The 18,162-nt window shown below is 50.0% G+C and carries 16 protein-coding genes and 1 riboswitch; of the genes, 15 read left to right on the top strand and 1 reads right to left on the bottom strand.

Annotation, left to right across the window (positions count from 1 at the left end):
- Nucleotides 1-124: 124 nt before the first annotated feature.
- Nucleotides 125-212, top strand: a riboswitch (cyclic di-GMP riboswitch).
- A 129-nt stretch (nucleotides 213-341) separates the two neighbouring features.
- The 8 genes from FHS18_RS23550 (at nucleotide 342) to FHS18_RS23515 (ending at nucleotide 9,744) form a co-directional block, all read left to right on the top strand.
- Nucleotides 342-4,187: an RCC1-like domain-containing protein gene (locus tag FHS18_RS23550; RefSeq protein WP_183602832.1), complete on the top strand. Its 3,846-nt coding sequence runs from the start codon at nucleotides 342-344 to the stop codon at nucleotides 4,185-4,187.
- Between the two features lie 210 nt (nucleotides 4,188-4,397).
- Complete coding sequence (locus FHS18_RS23545) at nucleotides 4,398-5,312, top strand: DMT family transporter (protein ID WP_183602831.1); 915 nt, start codon at nucleotides 4,398-4,400, stop codon at nucleotides 5,310-5,312.
- A 140-nt stretch (nucleotides 5,313-5,452) separates the two neighbouring features.
- Nucleotides 5,453-5,842 (top strand): VOC family protein, encoded by a 390-nt coding sequence (locus FHS18_RS23540; RefSeq protein WP_183602830.1) that lies wholly within the window; start codon nucleotides 5,453-5,455, stop codon nucleotides 5,840-5,842.
- Between the two features lie 53 nt (nucleotides 5,843-5,895).
- Nucleotides 5,896-6,384 (top strand): GNAT family N-acetyltransferase, encoded by a 489-nt coding sequence (locus FHS18_RS23535; protein WP_183602829.1) that lies wholly within the window; start codon nucleotides 5,896-5,898, stop codon nucleotides 6,382-6,384.
- Between the two features lie 251 nt (nucleotides 6,385-6,635).
- Nucleotides 6,636-7,136 carry an NUDIX domain-containing protein gene (locus FHS18_RS23530; RefSeq protein ID WP_246427861.1) on the top strand — a complete coding sequence of 167 codons (501 nt, stop codon included), beginning with the start codon at nucleotides 6,636-6,638 and terminating at the stop codon, nucleotides 7,134-7,136.
- Between the two features lie 223 nt (nucleotides 7,137-7,359).
- Nucleotides 7,360-8,043 (top strand): HAD family hydrolase, encoded by a 684-nt coding sequence (locus FHS18_RS23525; protein ID WP_281378845.1) that lies wholly within the window; start codon nucleotides 7,360-7,362, stop codon nucleotides 8,041-8,043.
- Between the two features lie 140 nt (nucleotides 8,044-8,183).
- Nucleotides 8,184-9,122 (top strand): phosphotransferase enzyme family protein, encoded by a 939-nt coding sequence (locus FHS18_RS23520; protein ID WP_183602827.1) that lies wholly within the window; start codon nucleotides 8,184-8,186, stop codon nucleotides 9,120-9,122.
- Nucleotides 9,123-9,207: 85 nt separating this feature from the next.
- Nucleotides 9,208-9,744 (top strand): P-loop nucleotide/nucleoside kinase family protein, encoded by a 537-nt coding sequence (locus FHS18_RS23515; RefSeq protein ID WP_183602826.1) that lies wholly within the window; start codon nucleotides 9,208-9,210, stop codon nucleotides 9,742-9,744.
- Between the two features lie 133 nt (nucleotides 9,745-9,877).
- Here the strand turns inward: FHS18_RS23515 and FHS18_RS23510 are convergent, their stop codons facing one another.
- Nucleotides 9,878-11,431, bottom strand: a complete 1,554-nt coding sequence (locus FHS18_RS23510) for an SMI1/KNR4 family protein (RefSeq protein ID WP_183602825.1) — start codon at nucleotides 11,429-11,431, stop codon at nucleotides 9,878-9,880.
- A gap of 224 nt (nucleotides 11,432-11,655) precedes the next feature.
- On the opposite strand from FHS18_RS23510, the gene FHS18_RS23505 reads away from it, so the two are divergent.
- The 7 genes from FHS18_RS23505 (at nucleotide 11,656) to mmsA (ending at nucleotide 18,157) form a co-directional block, all read left to right on the top strand.
- Nucleotides 11,656-12,435: a MerR family transcriptional regulator gene (locus tag FHS18_RS23505; RefSeq protein WP_246427859.1), complete on the top strand. Its 780-nt coding sequence runs from the start codon at nucleotides 11,656-11,658 to the stop codon at nucleotides 12,433-12,435.
- Entirely contained in the window at nucleotides 12,432-13,433 is a 1,002-nt protein-coding gene (locus FHS18_RS23500; RefSeq protein WP_183602824.1) for an alpha/beta hydrolase family protein, read from the top strand. Before FHS18_RS23505 ends, FHS18_RS23500 begins: the two co-directional genes overlap by 4 nt.
- A 131-nt stretch (nucleotides 13,434-13,564) precedes the next feature.
- Nucleotides 13,565-13,750, top strand: a complete 186-nt coding sequence (locus FHS18_RS23495) for a hypothetical protein (RefSeq protein ID WP_183602823.1) — start codon at nucleotides 13,565-13,567, stop codon at nucleotides 13,748-13,750.
- A gap of 207 nt (nucleotides 13,751-13,957) precedes the next feature.
- Nucleotides 13,958-14,521: a sigma-70 family RNA polymerase sigma factor gene (locus FHS18_RS23490; protein ID WP_183602822.1), complete on the top strand. Its 564-nt coding sequence runs from the start codon at nucleotides 13,958-13,960 to the stop codon at nucleotides 14,519-14,521.
- Nucleotides 14,502-15,194, top strand: coding sequence for a hypothetical protein (locus FHS18_RS23485; RefSeq protein WP_183602821.1), 693 nt, complete (start codon nucleotides 14,502-14,504; stop codon nucleotides 15,192-15,194). The genes FHS18_RS23490 and FHS18_RS23485 overlap by 20 nt, the downstream gene beginning before the upstream one ends.
- Nucleotides 15,195-15,397: 203 nt before the next feature.
- Nucleotides 15,398-16,531: a multiple monosaccharide ABC transporter substrate-binding protein gene (chvE, locus tag FHS18_RS23480; protein WP_183602820.1), complete on the top strand. Its 1,134-nt coding sequence runs from the start codon at nucleotides 15,398-15,400 to the stop codon at nucleotides 16,529-16,531.
- A gap of 102 nt (nucleotides 16,532-16,633) precedes the next feature.
- Nucleotides 16,634-18,157: a multiple monosaccharide ABC transporter ATP-binding protein gene (gene mmsA / locus FHS18_RS23475; RefSeq protein ID WP_183602819.1), complete on the top strand. Its 1,524-nt coding sequence runs from the start codon at nucleotides 16,634-16,636 to the stop codon at nucleotides 18,155-18,157.
- The last annotated feature ends 5 nt before the right edge of the window (nucleotides 18,158-18,162 follow it).

Genomic DNA, 18,162 nt, shown 5'->3' with positions numbered 1-18,162 from the left:
TGAGTATTAATTTGTTGAAATTTCGTGTATTTATGTGATGTAGTAAGTAGTTTCTAGTATTTACTACCTGAAATATATTAAAAATAGCTTGTTTTCATAGAATGATTTAGTACAATAGGATTATAAATCGAAAAGGCAAACTTCGGGAAACCGGAGGACGCAAAGCCAAGGGCCTTCGCCGCATCTATTGTGGTTGGCAGCCGGTTGCCGCATTGAACGTGACACGCGCGGGGAGCCTCTTTTCGATTACGTTTCGAATGAGGCTCTTTTTCTATGTTGCGCGTAACTGTCCAAAAAGCACAGCTTTGCAAGCCTTCACCATCTAAAAGTGAGGGAAAACAATGAGAAAAAGAAAAATGTTCACTTCCATCGCGCTTGTTGCAGCTATCGTATTCAACTTGCTCCCGATGGCGCCTGCCAATGCAGCCGTGAATGACGGCGGAGCTGCGGTGGCTGGGGGAACGAATCACAGCATGGCGGTTAAGGAAGACGGAACGGTTTATGCATGGGGCTACAACACTTCCGGCCAGCTCGGCAACGGAACAAAAGTATCAAGCGCCACCCGGATTCAAACGGGCATAACGGATATTGTTGCAATCAGTGCAGGAGCGACGCATTCCGTAGCGCTTAAGAATGACGGTACGGTATGGGCATGGGGGAACAACGGCAATGGTAAGCTGGGGGACGGAACGACAACGCTTCGTCTGACGCCCGTAGCAGTTAAAGGGCTGACCGGCGTAACTGAAATCGCGGCAGGTCTTAATCATACGCTGGCGCTCAAGAGCGATGGTACGGTATGGGCATGGGGCCAGAATTCCTACGGTAAGCTGGGAGATGGCACGACGACGTACAGCAAGGTGCCTTTGAAAGCCACGGGGCTTTCCGGCGCAGTTGCGATAGCGGGCGGAACGAACCATTCCCTTGCCGTAGACCGCACAGGTTATGTATGGGTATGGGGTTACAACTCTGCGGGACAGCTTGGCATGGGCGATACGACTAGCCGTTCGGTGCCGACCAAACTAAGAACGCTTAAAAATGTCATAGCAGTGGCAGCGGGTGCTACGCATAGCGTCGCACTGAAGAGCGACGGAACGGTATGGACTTGGGGCAACAACAGCAGCGGCAAGCTCGGCAACGGTACGACAACATCGAGTTTGATTCCGGTTCAAGTGACAGGCCTTACCGATATCGTCGCGATAGCTTCAGGCGCAAACCATACGGTTGCACTGAAATCCGATGGTACAGTATGGACATGGGGCCAGAATTCGTACGGCAAACTCGGCGATGGTACGACGACCTACCGTAAAACAGCCGTCCAAGTGACTACGCTTACCGGCGTAACGGCAATTGCGGCAGGTGCCAATCATACGCTTGCCGTTAAGGATGACGGCACGGTATGGGCATGGGGCCACAATACTTATGGTAAGCTTGGCGACGCAACGACAACAGCTCAGAAACGTCCTGTTCAAGTAAAAGGCCTGCTTGTAAATGCGGAAAACCCAGAGATTGAAGAAGATACAACACCGATTATCGTAGACGAAACGCCTACGACCGAAGAACCTTCGGAGGAAGATCCGACAGAAGAAACGGAAGAACCAACAGATCCGTCAGAACCTGTGGATCCAAGTGAGCCAGTAGATCCAAGCGAGCCAGTTGATCCGAGTGAACCGGTTGAGCCAGAGACGCCGGTTGACACGATTGCTCCAGTAACGACTGTGGAAGCTCCAACAGGTTGGCAAAATCAAGATGTATCGCTGGACTTCATTGCAGCTGACGAGGCAAGCGGTATTTTGGTGACGTTTTACGCTATCGATGGACAAGCATATCAGCAAGGCGAATCCGTTACGATCAATGAAGAAGGTATTCATAGCGTTCAATATTACAGTGTAGACCATGCAGGCAATATGGAAGAAGTCAAAGAAGTCACCGTAATGCTCGACAAGTCCGCGCCGGTAACGACAGCAGACTTTGACGGACAATGGATGAATCATAACGTGGAAGTCGTTCTAACAGCTAGTGACCTGTACAGCGGAGCGGCGCAAATGTATTATGCGGTAAATGGCGCCGAATTCGTGGAAGGCAGCAATCTGACTGTATCGGATAGCGGCATCACGGAGATTGCCTACTACAGCGTGGATGAAGTCGGCAATGTAGAGCCGGTGCAGACGATTTCGGTTACAGTAGACCGCGTAGCACCTGTTACGACAGCGACAGCGAGCACGGAGTGGACGGCTCAAGGCGCGAAGGTAGAACTTTCCGCTGTTGATGAAGCGAGCGGCGTTGCCCATACGTACTATGCAGTCAACGGTTCGAACTATACGGAAGGCAGCAGCCTGACCGTCGAAGAAAATGGCACAAGCGAAGTATCCTACTATAGCGTGGACCGTGCAGGTAACATCGAAGCGGTACAGACAATTACGGTTAAAGTCGACCGCGTGTCGCCTGAAACAACTGCAGAAGCTGCGCAAGCATGGTCTAAGGAAGGCGTGGATGTCGCACTTTCGGCCACCGATATTGGCAGTGGCGTTGCAGGTACGTATTACGCGGTCAATGGCGGCGAATATGTGGAAGGAACTAGCCTTCGCGTAACGGAAGAAGGCATCAGCAAAGTCGCGTTCTACAGCGTCGATACCGCTGGGAACACAGAGCAAATTAAGACGGTTACGGTCAAGGTCGACCGTACTTCGCCGGTAACGACGGCAGAAGCTGTACAATCCTGGACGAATCAGGATATGGTCGTCAGCCTGTCGGCAGTAGACGAAGCAAGCGGTGTGGCTCAAACCTTCTATTCGGTAAATGGCCAACCTTTCGCAGAAGGGATGAGCCTGTCGGTTTCGGAAGAAGGCGTGAACGATATCTCGTATTACAGCGTTGACCAGGCAGGTAACGTGGAAGACGTGAAGACGATCCAAGCGAAAATCGACCGTACGGCGCCTGTGACGGCGGCTCAGGCTAACCAAGCCTGGACGAACGGCGATGTGGAAGTCACATTGTCGGCTATCGATGGCGGCAGCAGTGTAGCGCAAACTTTCTATTCGGTAAACGGAGCGTCGTTTACGGAAGGAACGGCACTGTCGGTAACGGCAGAGGGCAAACATGAAATTGCGTACTATAGCGTAGACCAGGCTGGCAATATTGAAGCGGTTCAAACGATCGTAATCAGCATCGATAAAACGGCTCCAGTTACGACGGCTTCCGAGACCGAAGGCTGGTCGAAGGACGATATAGCGGTACAGTTTACGGCTTCCGACGAAGCAAGCGGCATTGCGAAGACTCTGTATGCGATTAATGGCGGAGCCTTCAAAGCAGGCAGCAGCGTGACCGTATCGGCTGAAGGCGTAAACGAAATTTCTTACTACAGCGTGGACAACGCGGGTAACGTGGAAGAAACGCATACGATTTACGTCAGCGTAGATAAAACGGCCCCTGTGACCTCCTCTAACGTACTGCCGGGTATTTACACCAAGGACGTTACCGTCGAATTGACGGCTGTTGACAACGCTAGCGGCGTGGCCAAAACCTACTACGCCATCGACGGTGTTGATTATCAGGAAGGCAGCAGCTTTATCGTCTCGGAAGGCAAACATAAAGTTACGTTCTTCAGTTTCGATTCGGCAGGCAATAAAGAAACGGTTAAATCTGTCGCGATTACAGTCGATAAGAGCGCACCGGTTATTACATGGAATCTTCAATCCGAATATCCGATGGGTTCGGTCATTCCGCTGAACTATGAATCGGCTGATGAAGTATCCGGTATCGGTTCTCAATCGCTCAAACTGACCTATAACGGCAAAACGATTCAAACAAGCGGAGATTCGGTGAAGCTGGTTATTCCGGGCACGTACAAAGCGGTAGTAACCGTAACGGACAAATCCGGCTGGACAACCACGCTGGAGAAAACGATCATTGTGTATATTCCTATCAACTTTGAAGTGACGCCTAAAGTCATCAACTTGAACAACGGTGTGTTTACCCTCCGTGTTTCGATGCCGACTGGCTATACTAACCTGGTCGACTTCGAGAACATTACGCTTAACGGCGTAAGCGGCACGAAAGTCGGTAACGGCCAAATCAAGTTTGAACGTGAAGACTTCAACTGGACAGCGGGCAAAGTGCAAGTCGAGTTCCGCGCGTGGGTGAAGGGATATCTCGTAATTGGTAAAGGAACAGTTGAAGTGAAGAAATAAAGCTTGAACAGAGCGGCTTCCGAAATGTAATGCTCCTCTTATAGTAGACAGGTGAAAGAATAAGACCTGCTATTGTAAGGGGAGTTTTTTCATCTGGCGGAAATGGCGCTATATCAAGTTTATTTCTCGTAAGCTAGGCGGATGTTTATGCTATAGTTGGGTTAGGTTCATTCATTTCTTAATACAAGACATCAAGGAGAACAAACTTTCATGCCTGATCGTACCGTACTGCTTAAATTATGGGGTGTCTCTTTGCTCTGGGGAGGCAACTATGTAGCGAGCGCGTACATGCTGCGCGAATTCTCGCCGATTTTTCTTTCATTTGCACGCTTGGTTGTCATGTCGCTGTTTCTCATTTCGGTAGCAGTCATCCATAAATCCATGCGGTGGCCGAAGAAAAGCGAGTGGGGCTTGCTGCTGATGGCTGGCATCACCGGCACGCTGATCAACCAGCTGTTCTATTTTACCGGACTGCAAGAATCTACGGCGGGCAACGCCGCACTGATAATCGCTCTGTCCCCGATCGCGACGACGCTGCTGTCGCGTATGTTCCTCAAGGAGCTTATCACCAAGCAGAAGCTGATCGGAGCAGTCGTTGCACTCATCGGAGTCGTCTGCATTGTCTTGTACGGCGGTAAGCAGCTAGGCATCTCCCATGGCGACATGTATTTGTTGGTGGCGATGCTCGGCATGTCGGTCAGCCTGCTCTTTATTCGTAAGCTGACGACGGCGATGACCTCGTATGAGGTGACCATCTACGCTACGGTAATCGGCACGCTCCTCATGTCACCGGCCGTTGCGGCAGAAGCATGGAGCGGGGATCTGCATATGAGCCATCGGGTGTTCACATGGGTGCTGCTCGTTTGCGTCGCCGTCATCGGCCAAGGGCTGGCGGGCTTCTGGTGGAATCAGGGCATCGCTGTCGCCGGTGCCTCCATGAGCGCCATGTTCATGAACATCCCGCCGTTTATCGCCATCATCGTCAGCCATTTTGTGCTAGGTGACCCCATCCTGCTGGCGCAGCTTGGCGGCGGGGTGCTGATCCTGGCCGGGGTCGCCATCACGAACATGAAGCAGCGGCTGCCGCGAAAGCCGAAAGCTGGATTGGATGCCAATGGCGCGTAAAGCCCCATGGCGGACCTTCAAGGAGTAACAGTAGTAAGCAATACTGGAGCAGTTGCCACGCAGCTGCTCTTTACAAACGAACATATATTCGCCACCATCTTAAATGGGCATAATTACCATATAAATGGGAGTGATCTTTAATGGAAAGTACCAAGGCAAAGGTTGAAAACTCTCTTACCGTTCTATTGGTCTCAAATTTAGTCGAGTCTCAGGCGTATTATGAAAAAGCTTTGGGCTGTGAAGTTAACGAGCACTGGGCCATTAGAGATGGCTTCGGATTAGGATTCAAACTCATCCAAGCGGCAGACCCATCGGATGTTAGACCTAACAAAGGTGCTTGGAATACGTATGCTTACGTAAGAACACATCAGGAACTTGACCTGCTATATGAAGAATTGAAGGCAAACGGAGCATTAGTGGCCGCAGAGCCATTCGTAACCGAACACGATTGGGGCGTCTGGAAAGAATTCTCGGTTAAAGATCCGGACGGCTATGTGATCGGTTTCGGATCGGGCAACAAAAATAACTAGTTACACTTTTGCTGGCATTATGCTAGTAGATAACGCAAAGGGCGGTAGGAGAGATGCAACTAATAGAAATATCAGAGCAGCACCTATCCAAAGTGCATTTTATTTACAACTATTATGTAACCCATACGACCGTTTCTTTTCACACAGAAGAACTGACATTAGATGAAATTCGGAACAATGTAATGAGTGGTAATAGTCGTTATAAGACGTATGTTATCGAAGAACAGGATTCCGTCATTGGATATGCCCTGCTTACCCAACTTAAAAATAAACAAGCCTATGATGTAACTGCTGAAGTGACGATTTACCTAGATCCTAACCACCTTGGCAGTGGAGTGGGGTCAAAAGCCATATCGTTCCTAGAAGTAAAAGCTAAAGAGTTAGGTTTTCATGTGCTTGTAGCAACGATCTGTACGGAGAATGAACGTAGTATTCGGTTGTTTGAACGGTTAGGTTACGAGCAATGTGCTCATTTTAAGGAAGTGGGATATAAATTCAACAGGAGATTGGATATCGCTAGCTACCAAAAAATCATTGGGTAGAGCGCACAATAAAAAGTGAGCAGCGCCTCGGCGGACTGCTCACTTTTTTTATTAAACTAAATCAAACTATTGTCCATATTGCTCGTTATGCGGGATGTGTTAGATCGAGACATTGAGGGGTAGTGTGCCGATGTAATAGACTGCCCCTCAGTCGTAAGCTATAGGTAGGAAGACATGGGAGGTGTTCCCATTTAATTTGGAGTAAGATAAAATGATAGATGACTAGACAAACGCTAATGGAGGGCAATTATTTGGAAGTCAGACAAATGGCAACAGCATTCCTGATACATCAAGAGCATGTATTAATGATGAAGAAAGCTAAAAGTAAGATTTTTAATTTTGAATTTTGGGGCGGAATTGGTGGGCACCTAGAGTATGAAGAATTAAATTATCCGATGAAAGCAAGTTATAGGGAGATTGAAGAGGAAACAGGCTTTAAAGAGATCGACATAAAGAATTTTGCACTTAAATACATTCTCATTGAAGATAGCAATGGTGAGATCAGGCAGCAATACGTTTATTTTGGAGAGACAACCCATAGAAACTTTATTCCTTCAGATGAAGGAGAGTTATTTTGGATTCATAAGAATGACCTATTGAACCTTAAAACTTCAAACGCTATCAGGTTTACAATTCAGCATTATCTTGAAAATCCCGTTCAGACCAATATTTGCGTAGGAGCTGTTACTGAAAGCGAGGAACAAGACCCACATGTACACTGGTCTGCTGTTAAACAAACCTCTGCCTTTTGACTGTGCTTCTGTTATCAATGACTTACAGCTTGAAATAGCTGAATAAACCTACGAAGGTAGCCGGTTATTCGATTAGCTGCTTGGTTGGGTCGAGGCTGATCAGTGCGTTCGAAGACTCCGTACGGCGCAGAGATTTGCGCAGTAATTAATAACAATAGAGGTGCGACTCATGACATACTCAAGCAGTAACTTCATACCCGATAGCCAACAGTCCGAGTGTAGATTGCGTCAAGTTCTGTTCGAGCAGGGACTGCCTGATAGGAAGGTTAGAGGAGCATTTATATTTGATATGGACGGTGTAATCCTTGATAGCGAGCCACTGCATTTCGAAGCAGACAGGTTGACTATGGCACGGTTTGGACATCATGTCGAGCAAGAAGATCTGGAAACTTTCGTTGGCATGACTAATCCTGAAATGTGGCGTGTTATACGACAATCATACGGTATGGAAGTTGAATTGGATAAAATCCTCGCATGTCAAAAAAGCATCAAGCTTGAGAAGCTCTTAAGTGAGGCTTGGGAACCAATTCAAGGAATTAAGGAACTGCTTGCATTACTGCAGGCTTCCCGCATTCCGATGGCAGTAGCGTCATCATCGCCACGGTGGTTTATAGAAGGTGTTCTTACTCAATTAAAAATTGAGAATTACTTCAAAATCATCCTAAGTGGAGAGGAAATGAAACAGGGTAAGCCTTCACCAGACATCTATTTGGAAACTGCCCGTCTACTCGGGGTGAAACCCGAACATTGCGTTGTGCTGGAGGACTCAAGGAATGGCGTAGCTGCCGCAAAGGCTGCAGGTATGACCTGTATTGGATTCGTTAACCTGAGTTCGGGTAAACAGGATCTAACACTCGCCGACTATACAGTCAGCGAAATCATGGAGGTATGCAATACATTACGATAATGAGGAACTTCAGTTCAACCATCCATGGAGTAGCTTGCCGCCGCGGCAGCTGCTCCTTTTGTTGTTTAAGGGCAGGATAAAGTAATTTACGTATCGAACATGTGCTATATGAGATGGAAAAAGTTAGGGTGGGATGTAACATGTCTTTCAATCATGAAGAGTTACTCCAAACCGGCATGCGAATGTATGGACTGGATCCGGGGGACTTACTCCGTCATCATGATTCCGAACACAGCATTATTGCTTCTTATAAAAAGGGAGACAGTGGCGTATTCCTGCGTTTGACGAGAGCTGCCCATAGATCAACCGACTTCATCCTGGGAGAGATCGACTGGATTGAGTTTCTATCAAGCAAAGGCTTACGAGTATCCCGGCCAGTTCGATCTGCTCAAGGGCAATTGGTAGAAGAAATACGAGTAGATGAAGAAAAATATACTGCGGTTTGCTTTGAGGCCGCACGTGGTCGGCGCATAACGGAGGTCGATTATAATGTAAGGTTGTTTCGCCATATGGGAGCCTACATGGGGAAAATGCATAAGGCCACGAAATATTATGAACAAACATCCATCAACTTTAAGAGGGCTGATTGGTCAGCGGAAGTGGATCTTATCGCAAATATTGAACTACCTGAGTCCGAAAGGTCAATCGTAGATCGATACACTGACTTGCGGGGATATATCTCCACGCTTTCGAAGTCCTGGGACAACTATGGGTTAATCCATGCTGATTTCCATCATGGAAACTTCTGCATGGAAGGGGATTCTATTTGCTTGTATGATTTTGATGCCTGCCGGTATTCGTGGTTCGCAGATGATATAGCCATCGCGGTCTTTTTCGCAACGGCGCTTGATCCTAAGGACGTTGAAAGGAAAAAATTCATAGACGGATTTCTTGAAGGATATAGCTTGGAACATGTTCTGGAAAAGAGCTGGTTAGACGAAATCCCAAATTTTATAGCCCTCAGAGAGATTGGGCGATATATCAAGCTTTATCATGCTAGCGATGGAAGGTTCGAACAACTTCACCCTTGGGGAAGAGCTTTTATGCAAAATCGCAAAGAACGGATATTGCGAACCTAAGACCGTCATTAAACATACACGAACCATGTAGGGGAGACATGATGCAGAGGTCCCGTAATGAAAATTCAAAGTCCGGAGGGTACATATGACTTTCGACAAAAATTCAGTAAACGTCTATCTTATTTCCGGCCCGCTCGGTGTCGGGAAATCTACCGTATCCAAAAATTTGGCGGGGGCGATGAAACAGGGTGTCTTGATTGAAGGCGATCTCCTTCTGCATGTGTACCGGGGAGAGACTGAACCGCCGTGGGAGGAAAGGCTCCGGCTGGCATGGCTTAATATCACTGCGGTGACGCGGAATTTTGTACTGAATGGGTTGGACGTGGTGATCGATTTCGTCGTTGAAGATGAGCTGGAATGGTTCTCTGAACAACTATCGGATCTCGAGGTTGTGCTCCGCTATGTCGTGCTGTACGCAGAACCGGACACGCTTGCCAATCGACTTCATCAGCGAGGCGACGCGCAGTACCTCCATCGCTCGCTCTTCCTTCGGAACAAGTTGATGGCTTCATCGACGAATGAACCCTACCTATTGGACACCGAGAATAGGAAGCCCGACGAACTTGCTGAAACAATTCTTACGAATTCCAAATTTCGGCTACAGGGTTCAATGCATGAATAACAATGGAGTGGAAGTCGTTGCATCAGGAATGAAAGGGCAGTTACGAACCGAATCGCACTGCCCGTTTTAATACTACCCAGGTTACGAATAACAAGTTAGTCCTACCTTAGTGTCTTGCTATAACCATCTACCTCTAACGAGACTTCCCTAGTCCACGAATAAAAAGCTTCACACGATCGATCAAACTGATCTTCCTTGGCAATCTCGCATCTCTCGCTTCATATGTGCTGCTTGCTGCATTGACGTAAGAACGCCAAGCCGCGCTCTGCTCATCCGTCATTTCACCAATAATCATAGAGAAGTTAATCGGCCTGTCGAAAACGTCCTTGAGCAGATCGAACTGTTCGTAGCTTCCGGAGAAAATGCGCAAGGATTGCGAGGCGCTTAGCGATGCAAGCGAACCAACCGGACTGCTGCGTAGTTCAAGGTCCTGGAGAGCGGGAAGCGCTCCAAGTGCGGAAGCATCTTTCACGGTGGTTTGGATAAGAATCAGGTTCTTGAGCGACGGACAGCCAAGCAAGAAATCCAGCGTATCCAGATTGGCTTGTTCAATTGTCAATTTTGTAACCCCGCTCAACTGGCCAATGGCAGTCAGATCAGTTGCACCTTTATCACCGGAGATGTTCAGGGTGCGCAGCCCAGTCAAGGTTCGCAGGGGTGACAAGTCTTCAATTGCTGCCGAAGTAATGTCGAGCTTTTTGAGTTTCATTAACCCCGCGAGCGGAGTCAAGTCGATCACTTGCTCAGAATGGAGACGTAACGTCTGCAGTTCAGCAGCATGACGAAGCGACTCTAACGATCGAACGGATCCCATGTTCACTGCCTTCAGATACGGGAGTTGTTGCAAAGGTCCGAGATCTTCGATTTGACCAACATGAACGGAAAGCTCGCGAAGATCCTTGCAATATCGTAGAGGTTCCATGTCTGTCAGGTCGTCACGACTCAATCGAAGGCTCCTGGCGAGCAGGAAGTTCTGCTCAATGGAAGGTCCGGCATCGGCGATGCAGTGCTGCCACGCCGGCGAAAGTGTTTTGTGCCATAATTCAATATCAGTGAGGCCATGTTCAACTTGTTGCGGGTTCGGATAAGGCAACGGCAACTTGCGGATGACGTCCAGAAAATGGGCGTCTGCTTGACTGCCATAACCCCACAATGTGTGGCCTTCCTCTTCTTCGACTGTATATTGCTTTTTCTGAAGGGTATGCAAAATAAAGAGCAGAAAATCCGTCATCGACTCCGCAATGACATACTTGGTTTCTTCATCCCTGCCGAAGTTAATGATTTGACCGAGCTTACCGCGCTCGCCGGGATCCAGATCGACCCCGAGATAATTCCCGCCATGATCATGTGCAATCGGGAGCCATCGAGGATTGCTATTATGCTCCTTAATCGCGCCGAAGGGGACGGAGAAACTAGGGTAATCGTCCAGGTATACCTTATCCTCGTCTCTTAGGTATCTCCAGTAGGGATAAAGCGGAATGAAATTCATGCCGAAAAACAGTCCAGGGCCATGTTCAGGCTGGCCATTATGCAGGCTATATAGCGTCCTAAGATCGGAGGGAAGCGGGAACCCCAAGTATGCTTCGAACTCCCGAAGGAGCGACTCGTCCGCTGGTCCATTCCATTTCAAATTAGGGACCGCTGATTTCAGCTGTTGTTGCAGTTCTAGAACAAGGTTTTGTACCAATGAAACAATCATCCTCTCAAAAAATGCCCATTATCGTTCGACAGTTACTGGCTATTAGCCGAATCGCATGACAAGTAAAGTAAGTATAGCAGCTCATCAGCCGCTTGTTGTAAAAACCTTTTATTCCAATATGCGCTTGTTAACCGGACTTAGCTTGACCTTAGGTCTGACCTAAGGTATATGCTTGATTCAAGCTAAAGTATTAGCGGAGAGGAGAGAATGGGTTGTTAAATACCGAAATTACGATTAGCGAACTCGCCCATTTGATGCAGGTATCCGTCCATCAGATTCGTTATTTTGAAGAGAAGGGAATCTTGTATCCTGCTTACACGGCCGACAATCAATATCGAATGTATGGCATCGATCAGATCTACCGCCTTTCTCATATATTGCTGATGCGTAAGATGGGGTTGTCCGTCCAAGCCATTCGGCAGTGGACCAATGAAGGGACGTCGGATCGCATGGAGCAGCTGCTTCGGCAATCTGCGACCAGGATAGAGGCCGAAATGGCGAGACTTCGATCGTTAACCGAATTCATTCATAAGGTGCTGGAAGAAAAGGCTTCTACCGAAACGGAAGCTTCTGCTTACCAGCGGGTGCAACGCGAAGTCTCCTATCTATCCAGTTGGTTCACTATCGACAAGGAGACGAAATTAGACGCCAGAATGCTTGCACAGCAAGGGGATACGATTCCAGAGCTGTTCAAGACAAACATCCACTACCTCTATGAGGAGGGCGGACCAATCAGGCTGTGTACAGAGGCACGCCAAGAGAACGGGGATATCGTCTTGCCGGAAGGCGAGTATCTAGTCTATCGCTTCTCTGCGAAGGGCGAGGAAGATATAGAACACCATTACGAACGGTTCGAGTCCTACGCCGAGCGCCATTCACTTCTGCTCACGGGCCCGCGAATGCTGGTGGAGAAATCCTACCTGTCCTTATTTTCGCAAGATGATATCCATTATGAATGGCTTGCACGGATCGACAGGACACTACAGCTATGAAAAAAGGATGGATGATCCTTTTGCTGCTTGTCCTGCTAGGGGGTGGAGCAATCATAACGATACTCGTTCAGAACGACTTCGCCATCAACGAGCAGGCCGTGACGATCAATACGCCGTCAGGCAGACTGACGGGCGTGCTGGCTTTGCCCGAGGAATATAGCGGCAAGCTTGGTCTCGTGCTGTTTATCCACGGAGACGGACCGATCGATGCGACGCATAATGACGGCTATAAGCCGCTCTGGGAGCGGTTGGCTTCGCTCGGCTATGCCTCGCTTTCGATGAATAAAAGAGGAATCGAAGGGTCGGAAGGCAGTTGGTTGGAACAGAGCATGGAAGACCGGGTGGAGGAAGCACAGCAAGCGATCGCTTGGTCAAGAACGCAGCCGATGATCGACGGGGACCGAATCGGCGTATGGGGGGCCAGCCAAGCGGGATGGGTCGTCCCTAAGTTAGCAGGTCAAGAGCCGCTGGCTTTCAGCATACTCGTGTCGCCGGCCATCAATTGGCTGAGTCAAGGGGAGTATTACACACGCAGCAGGATGGCGAAGGAAGGACGGTCACAAGCAGAGATTGGACAACAGATCGCTTATGAGAAAGGAATCAATGGCCTGCTTAGGCGAGAGGCATCTTATGAAGATTACGTAGCTAGCGCGAAATCGGACGAGGCGATGACCCGGGAGCGTTGGGCATTCGTAAGTAAGAATTATAGGTCAGACGCAACGGCCGATTTGCGCCATTTCCATTCTCCGGTGCTTCTACTGCTAGGGGCCGCAGATCGTAACGTCGATATCAAAGAGACCGAGCGAATCTATCGTCTAACCGTGCAGCCGTCAGATCTGTTGCATATACGCGTATTTAAGGAGACCGAGCACTCCATGTTGCCGCTTTCCACGGCCGATTCCCCCTTGCGGGCCTGGATGATCAGCTTGTTCGCTCCCAGGAGAATTACGGTGGACGGCTATATGGAGGAAATTGAGGATTTTCTGGTCCATCTATGACGATGGAAGAGGTAAGAATGGTTCCGATTTACGTTTATTAACAGGTTTGGTGGGCATACTATGGTTTGCTAGCGGGGTCTGAAATCAGGGCCAGGCAAATTTTCGAGAAACAGATAGGAGTCGCTAATTCAATGGCACAAAAAAAGAGCTATTATGCGTTCGAGGATCCATCCGGCACCAAATTCGAATTTCAAGCCACCAGCTTACAACAGGCCATGGTAATTAAGAAGAAGAAGGCTGAAAAGTTGGGTCTGGATAAAGACGCTTTCGGTCTCACGGGCATCGGCAATAAGGCGGGCCAGAACGAATCGAACTAAACTGTTCGCATCAAAATACAGAACCAAGTTGAAGCTGCCGGCGCGATCGGCGGCTTCATTGCGTTTACGGGCTTACCGCGTACTTCATCTCTATGTAGGGATGCAGGGCTGCTGGCATTCGGTCGAAAAGTTTTTTTGCAAAAGACCATTCCGCCATGCAGCGGATTCTCCATACGGACCGTCTAATAGGGTGGAGGTGATGATGCAGTGAAGCCGGCCGGCACGACGAAGAAGAACGATTTTTCGCAAGATCCCGCTCAAGCGCTTGAGCAGCTAATGGACCAATACGGCGCAATCGTTATGCGCACCGCTTATTTTTATACAGGTGATCGGCATCTTGCAGAGGATATCAGTCAGGAGGTGTTCCTGCGAGCTTATCGCAAATGGACTTCGTTCCGCGGGGACAGCAGCGTCAAGACCTGGCTTACGACGATTACGGTGAATGTGTGCAGAGACAAAATGGGGGTACGGATGTTCCAAGAGCAGCCGACCGACCCGAGTCGCATGGAACTGGGCCGAACGATCAGCGTTGAAGAAGAGGCGCTGCAACGGCTCACGAAGAGCGAAGTGCTGCAATATGTTCTCCGCTTGGCCTTGCCCTATCAGGAAGTGTTGTATTTGTACTACTATCTGGACCTCAGCACCAAGGAGATCGCCGAAGCGACAGCGGCACCCGAAGGGACCGTCCGTAACCGCCTGCACCGGGCGCGGGAAGCTTTGGCGCAGATCATGAACAAGGGGGAAATGAGCGATGGCCGATATGGATCGTAAGGTGCAAGAACAATTTCGCAAGGAGGCGGATGAGATGTTATTTTCGCGAATGGAATTGAGCAATCGTGTGAAGGACAATATTCGGCAGCAAGCGGCGGCAGAGAAGGTAACCCGTCGATCGGCCTTCCCGAAACGGTGGTACATGGCTGCCGGGGCATTGGCGGTAGCCGTCATGTTCGTCGCAGGTTACCCGCTCCTGGAGCAAGCGGCAGATCCCGCACCTGTAAGAAATGAGGCAGGCGGCGGACCTTCAGTCAATGAAGGCGGCACTAGCACAGGAACGGATCTGAGCGCTCTCATTACAACGCCGCTTGGATCTGCAGAAGAAGCGAAAACCGCATTCGGCTCGGACCTGCTGCTCCCTGGCGTAACTTTGGAGGGCTATTCGCTCTCGGAGATGGTGTCGGTCGGCATGGAGAACGAACCGGTCCGTGATATTATCTTCACCTATGTGTCCGGAGAGAAGGCTGTGACCTTCACGGCGAGCCGCATGGCAGCTGCATTCCCGCAGGAATTATTCTCCAAGACGCAAGTAAGCGGCGCAGAAGGTTTCGTGCTGGAACAAGAGACGTACACCGAACTGTTCTGGACCGTCGACGGCGTTCAGTACGGGATCAGCGGTCCGATTACGGGAGCTGAGGCGATGGCGCTAGCCGAATCGCTTACGAAGTAAGGAGGAGTGAAACTTAAGTTTCATACCCACGTTGTGGAGCAGCTGATCTTAAGATCGGCTGCTTTTTGCGTTGAACAGCAGTTGCCAATTAAAGTTAATTTTTTATAAAAATCAGGTGATTTATTGCAAAGACCGCTAAGGCCCCATCTTCTAAGATAGAGCTATCACGTTTCATCCACTAACGAAAGGGGACCACGCACAAGATGAGAAAAGCGCTTACACTCGTCATGATCACGATGCTCGTTCTTGTACTCGCAGCCTGCGGAAGCAATAACGGCGGCACGAACAACGGCAATTCAGGAGGCAACGCGGCAGCGGAAGGATCGACGAACGGCAATGCAAGCGGCGACAAAGGAAAAGTCGGCGTCTCGATGCCGACGAAGTCGTCCGAACGCTGGGTTGCTGACGGAGACAACATGAAGAAGGAATTCGAAGCGCTCGGTTACAGCGTTGACCTGCAGTATGCGGAAGACGTCATCGAGAACCAGGTCGCTCAAATCGAGAACATGATTACCAAGGGCGTGAAGGTGCTCGTTATCGCCTCGATCGACGGCGAGTCGCTGACCGATGTACTGCAGAAGGCAGCCGATCAAGACATTAAAGTCATCGCCTATGACCGTCTGATCAAGAATTCGGAGCATGTCAGCTACTATGCGACCTTCGACAATTTCAAAGTCGGCGTGCTTCAGGCTTCCTACCTGGAAGGGAAACTCGGCCTTAAGGATGGCAAAGGACCGTTCAACATCGAGCTGTTCGCCGGTTCGCCGGATGACAATAACGCCTACTTCTTCTTCGACGGCGCGATGTCCGTTCTGCAGCCGTACATCGACAGCGGCAAGCTTGTCGTGAAGAGCAAGCAGACGAGCATGGAGCAAGTGGCAACGCTTCGCTGGGACGGCGCGACGGCTCAATCCCGCATGGATAATCTGCTGAGCGCGAACTATTCGGATGATTCGGTGCATGCCGTATTATCCCCTTATGACGGCATCAGCATTGGCATTATCTCCTCCTTGAAAGGCGTCGGGTACGGCTCCGGCGACAAGCCGATGCCGGTAATCAGCGGGCAAGACGCCGAACTGGCTTCGATCAAGTCGATCATTGCCGGCGAGCAGACGTCGACCGTATTCAAGGATACCCGCGAGCTTGCGAAGGTTGCCGTGAAGATGGCAGAAGCGGTCATCGAGGGCAAGGAAGCGGAAGTCAACGATACGAAGACCTATGACAATGGCGTGAAGGTCGTGCCGTCGTTCCTGCTGGAGCCGGTATCCGTGGACCAGACCAACTACAAGCAAGTGCTCGTGGACTCGGGCTACTACACGGAAGATGAGCTGAAATAATCGTAAGGCATAACGAAAGCGGATCTTAAGATTTCGCGGCGGCCCTTCGCGGCGGCCGCGAAATCCTTCTTATTCTTTCGAGGGGCATGGTGATGGCTTAAGATGAATGTCTTGTTGGAAATGCGCAATATCACCAAAACCTTCCCTGGGGTGAAGGCGCTGGGGAATGTCAATTTGCAGGTGAAGGAAGGCGAGATCCATGCACTGATGGGGGAGAACGGCGCCGGCAAATCGACGCTGATGAAAGTGCTCTCCGGCGTGTATCCGCACGGCTCCTACGAAGGCGATATTTTGTTTAATGGAAAGGTGTGCGAATTCCGGTCGATCCGGCACAGCGAGGAGCTGGGGATCGTCATCATCCATCAGGAGCTTGCTCTGATTCCGCAGCTGTCCATTGCAGAAAATATCTTCCTTGGGAACGAGCAATCGGTAAGAGGCGTGATTAATTGGCATACGACCACAGTCCGGACGCGGGAGCTGCTCCAGAAGGTGGGATTGAACGAGAATCCGAATACGGAGGCCGGTTCGATCGGGGTTGGCAAGCAGCAGCTCGTCGAGATCGCCAAGGCGTTTTCGAAGAAAGTGAAGCTCCTCATTCTCGATGAACCGACGGCAGCTTTGAACGAAGAGGACAGCGAGAATCTGCTGAACCTGATGCTCGAATTCAAGAAACAGGGGATTACCTCGATTATCATTTCCCATAAGCTGAACGAGATTATGAAGGTGGCCGATTCGATTACCATTCTGCGTGATGGCAGGACGATCGAGACGCTGGACGTGCACGCGGATAACATCACCGAAGACCGGATCATCAAAGGCATGGTCGGACGCGATCTGACCCACCGTTATCCGGAACGCGAACCGAACATTGGAGCAGCGCTGTTCGAGGCGAAACGCTGGACCGTGTATCATCCGGCTCAGACCGACCGCAAAGTCGTCGATGACGTGAACTTCGACGTGAAGCGGGGGGAGATCGTCGGGATTGCCGGCCTGATGGGAGCTGGGCGAACCGAGCTTGCGATGAGCATCTTCGGACAATCGTACGGGAAGCGGATCAGCGGCCAATTGTTCAAGGATGGCCAGGAGCTGAAGCTGACGAACATCAGCAAAGCGATCGATGCCGGCATTGCTTACGTGACCGAGGATCGCAAAGAGTACGGGTTAATCTTGATGGATGACATCAAACGCAATACGACGCTGGCCAATCTCCGTCAGATCTCCAAGTGGTTCGTCGTCGATGACAATCGGGAAGTGGTCGAGGCGGAAGGCTTCCGCAAGAAGTTGAACATCAAGACGCCGAGCATCCATCAGAAGACCGGGAACCTCAGCGGCGGCAATCAGCAGAAGGTCGTCCTCAGCAAATGGATCTTCACTGGGCCCGATCTGCTTATTCTCGATGAGCCGACCCGCGGAATCGACGTGGGGGCCAAATATGAAATCTACACGATCATCAATCAGCTGGCGGATCAGGGAAAAGGCATTCTCATGATCTCCTCCGAGCTGCCGGAACTGCTCGGGATGTGCGATCGCATCTACGTGATGAACGAAGGGCGGTTCACGGGCGTCGTTCCGCGCGAGGAAGCAAGCCAGGAAGTATTGATGAAATATATGACAAGCAGGGGGTAGGACAG

Source organism: Paenibacillus phyllosphaerae (assembly GCF_014192105.1).
Classification (GTDB): Bacteria; Bacillota; Bacilli; order Paenibacillales; family Paenibacillaceae; genus Paenibacillus_Z; species Paenibacillus_Z phyllosphaerae.
Note: the sequence above shows the minus strand (reverse complement) of the source record. Positions and strands in the feature narration are given on the sequence as shown.

What these genes read in the sequence shown, in the direction of transcription:
- FHS18_RS23520 (WP_183602827.1), top strand. Translation starts at nt 8,184, where the DNA reads ATGTCTTTCAATCATGAAGAGTTACTCCAAACCGGCATGCGAATGTAT.
- FHS18_RS23535 (WP_183602829.1), top strand. Translation starts at nt 5,896, where the DNA reads ATGCAACTAATAGAAATATCAGAGCAGCACCTATCCAAAGTGCATTTT.
- FHS18_RS23500 (WP_183602824.1), top strand. Translation starts at nt 12,432, where the DNA reads ATGAAAAAAGGATGGATGATCCTTTTGCTGCTTGTCCTGCTAGGGGGT.
- FHS18_RS23495 (WP_183602823.1), top strand. Translation starts at nt 13,565, where the DNA reads ATGGCACAAAAAAAGAGCTATTATGCGTTCGAGGATCCATCCGGCACC.
- FHS18_RS23485 (WP_183602821.1), top strand. Translation starts at nt 14,502, where the DNA reads ATGGCCGATATGGATCGTAAGGTGCAAGAACAATTTCGCAAGGAGGCG.
- FHS18_RS23550 (WP_183602832.1), top strand. Translation starts at nt 342, where the DNA reads ATGAGAAAAAGAAAAATGTTCACTTCCATCGCGCTTGTTGCAGCTATC.
- FHS18_RS23545 (WP_183602831.1), top strand. Translation starts at nt 4,398, where the DNA reads ATGCCTGATCGTACCGTACTGCTTAAATTATGGGGTGTCTCTTTGCTC.
- FHS18_RS23515 (WP_183602826.1), top strand. Translation starts at nt 9,208, where the DNA reads ATGACTTTCGACAAAAATTCAGTAAACGTCTATCTTATTTCCGGCCCG.
- mmsA (WP_183602819.1), top strand. Translation starts at nt 16,634, where the DNA reads ATGAATGTCTTGTTGGAAATGCGCAATATCACCAAAACCTTCCCTGGG.
- chvE (WP_183602820.1), top strand. Translation starts at nt 15,398, where the DNA reads ATGAGAAAAGCGCTTACACTCGTCATGATCACGATGCTCGTTCTTGTA.
- FHS18_RS23540 (WP_183602830.1), top strand. Translation starts at nt 5,453, where the DNA reads ATGGAAAGTACCAAGGCAAAGGTTGAAAACTCTCTTACCGTTCTATTG.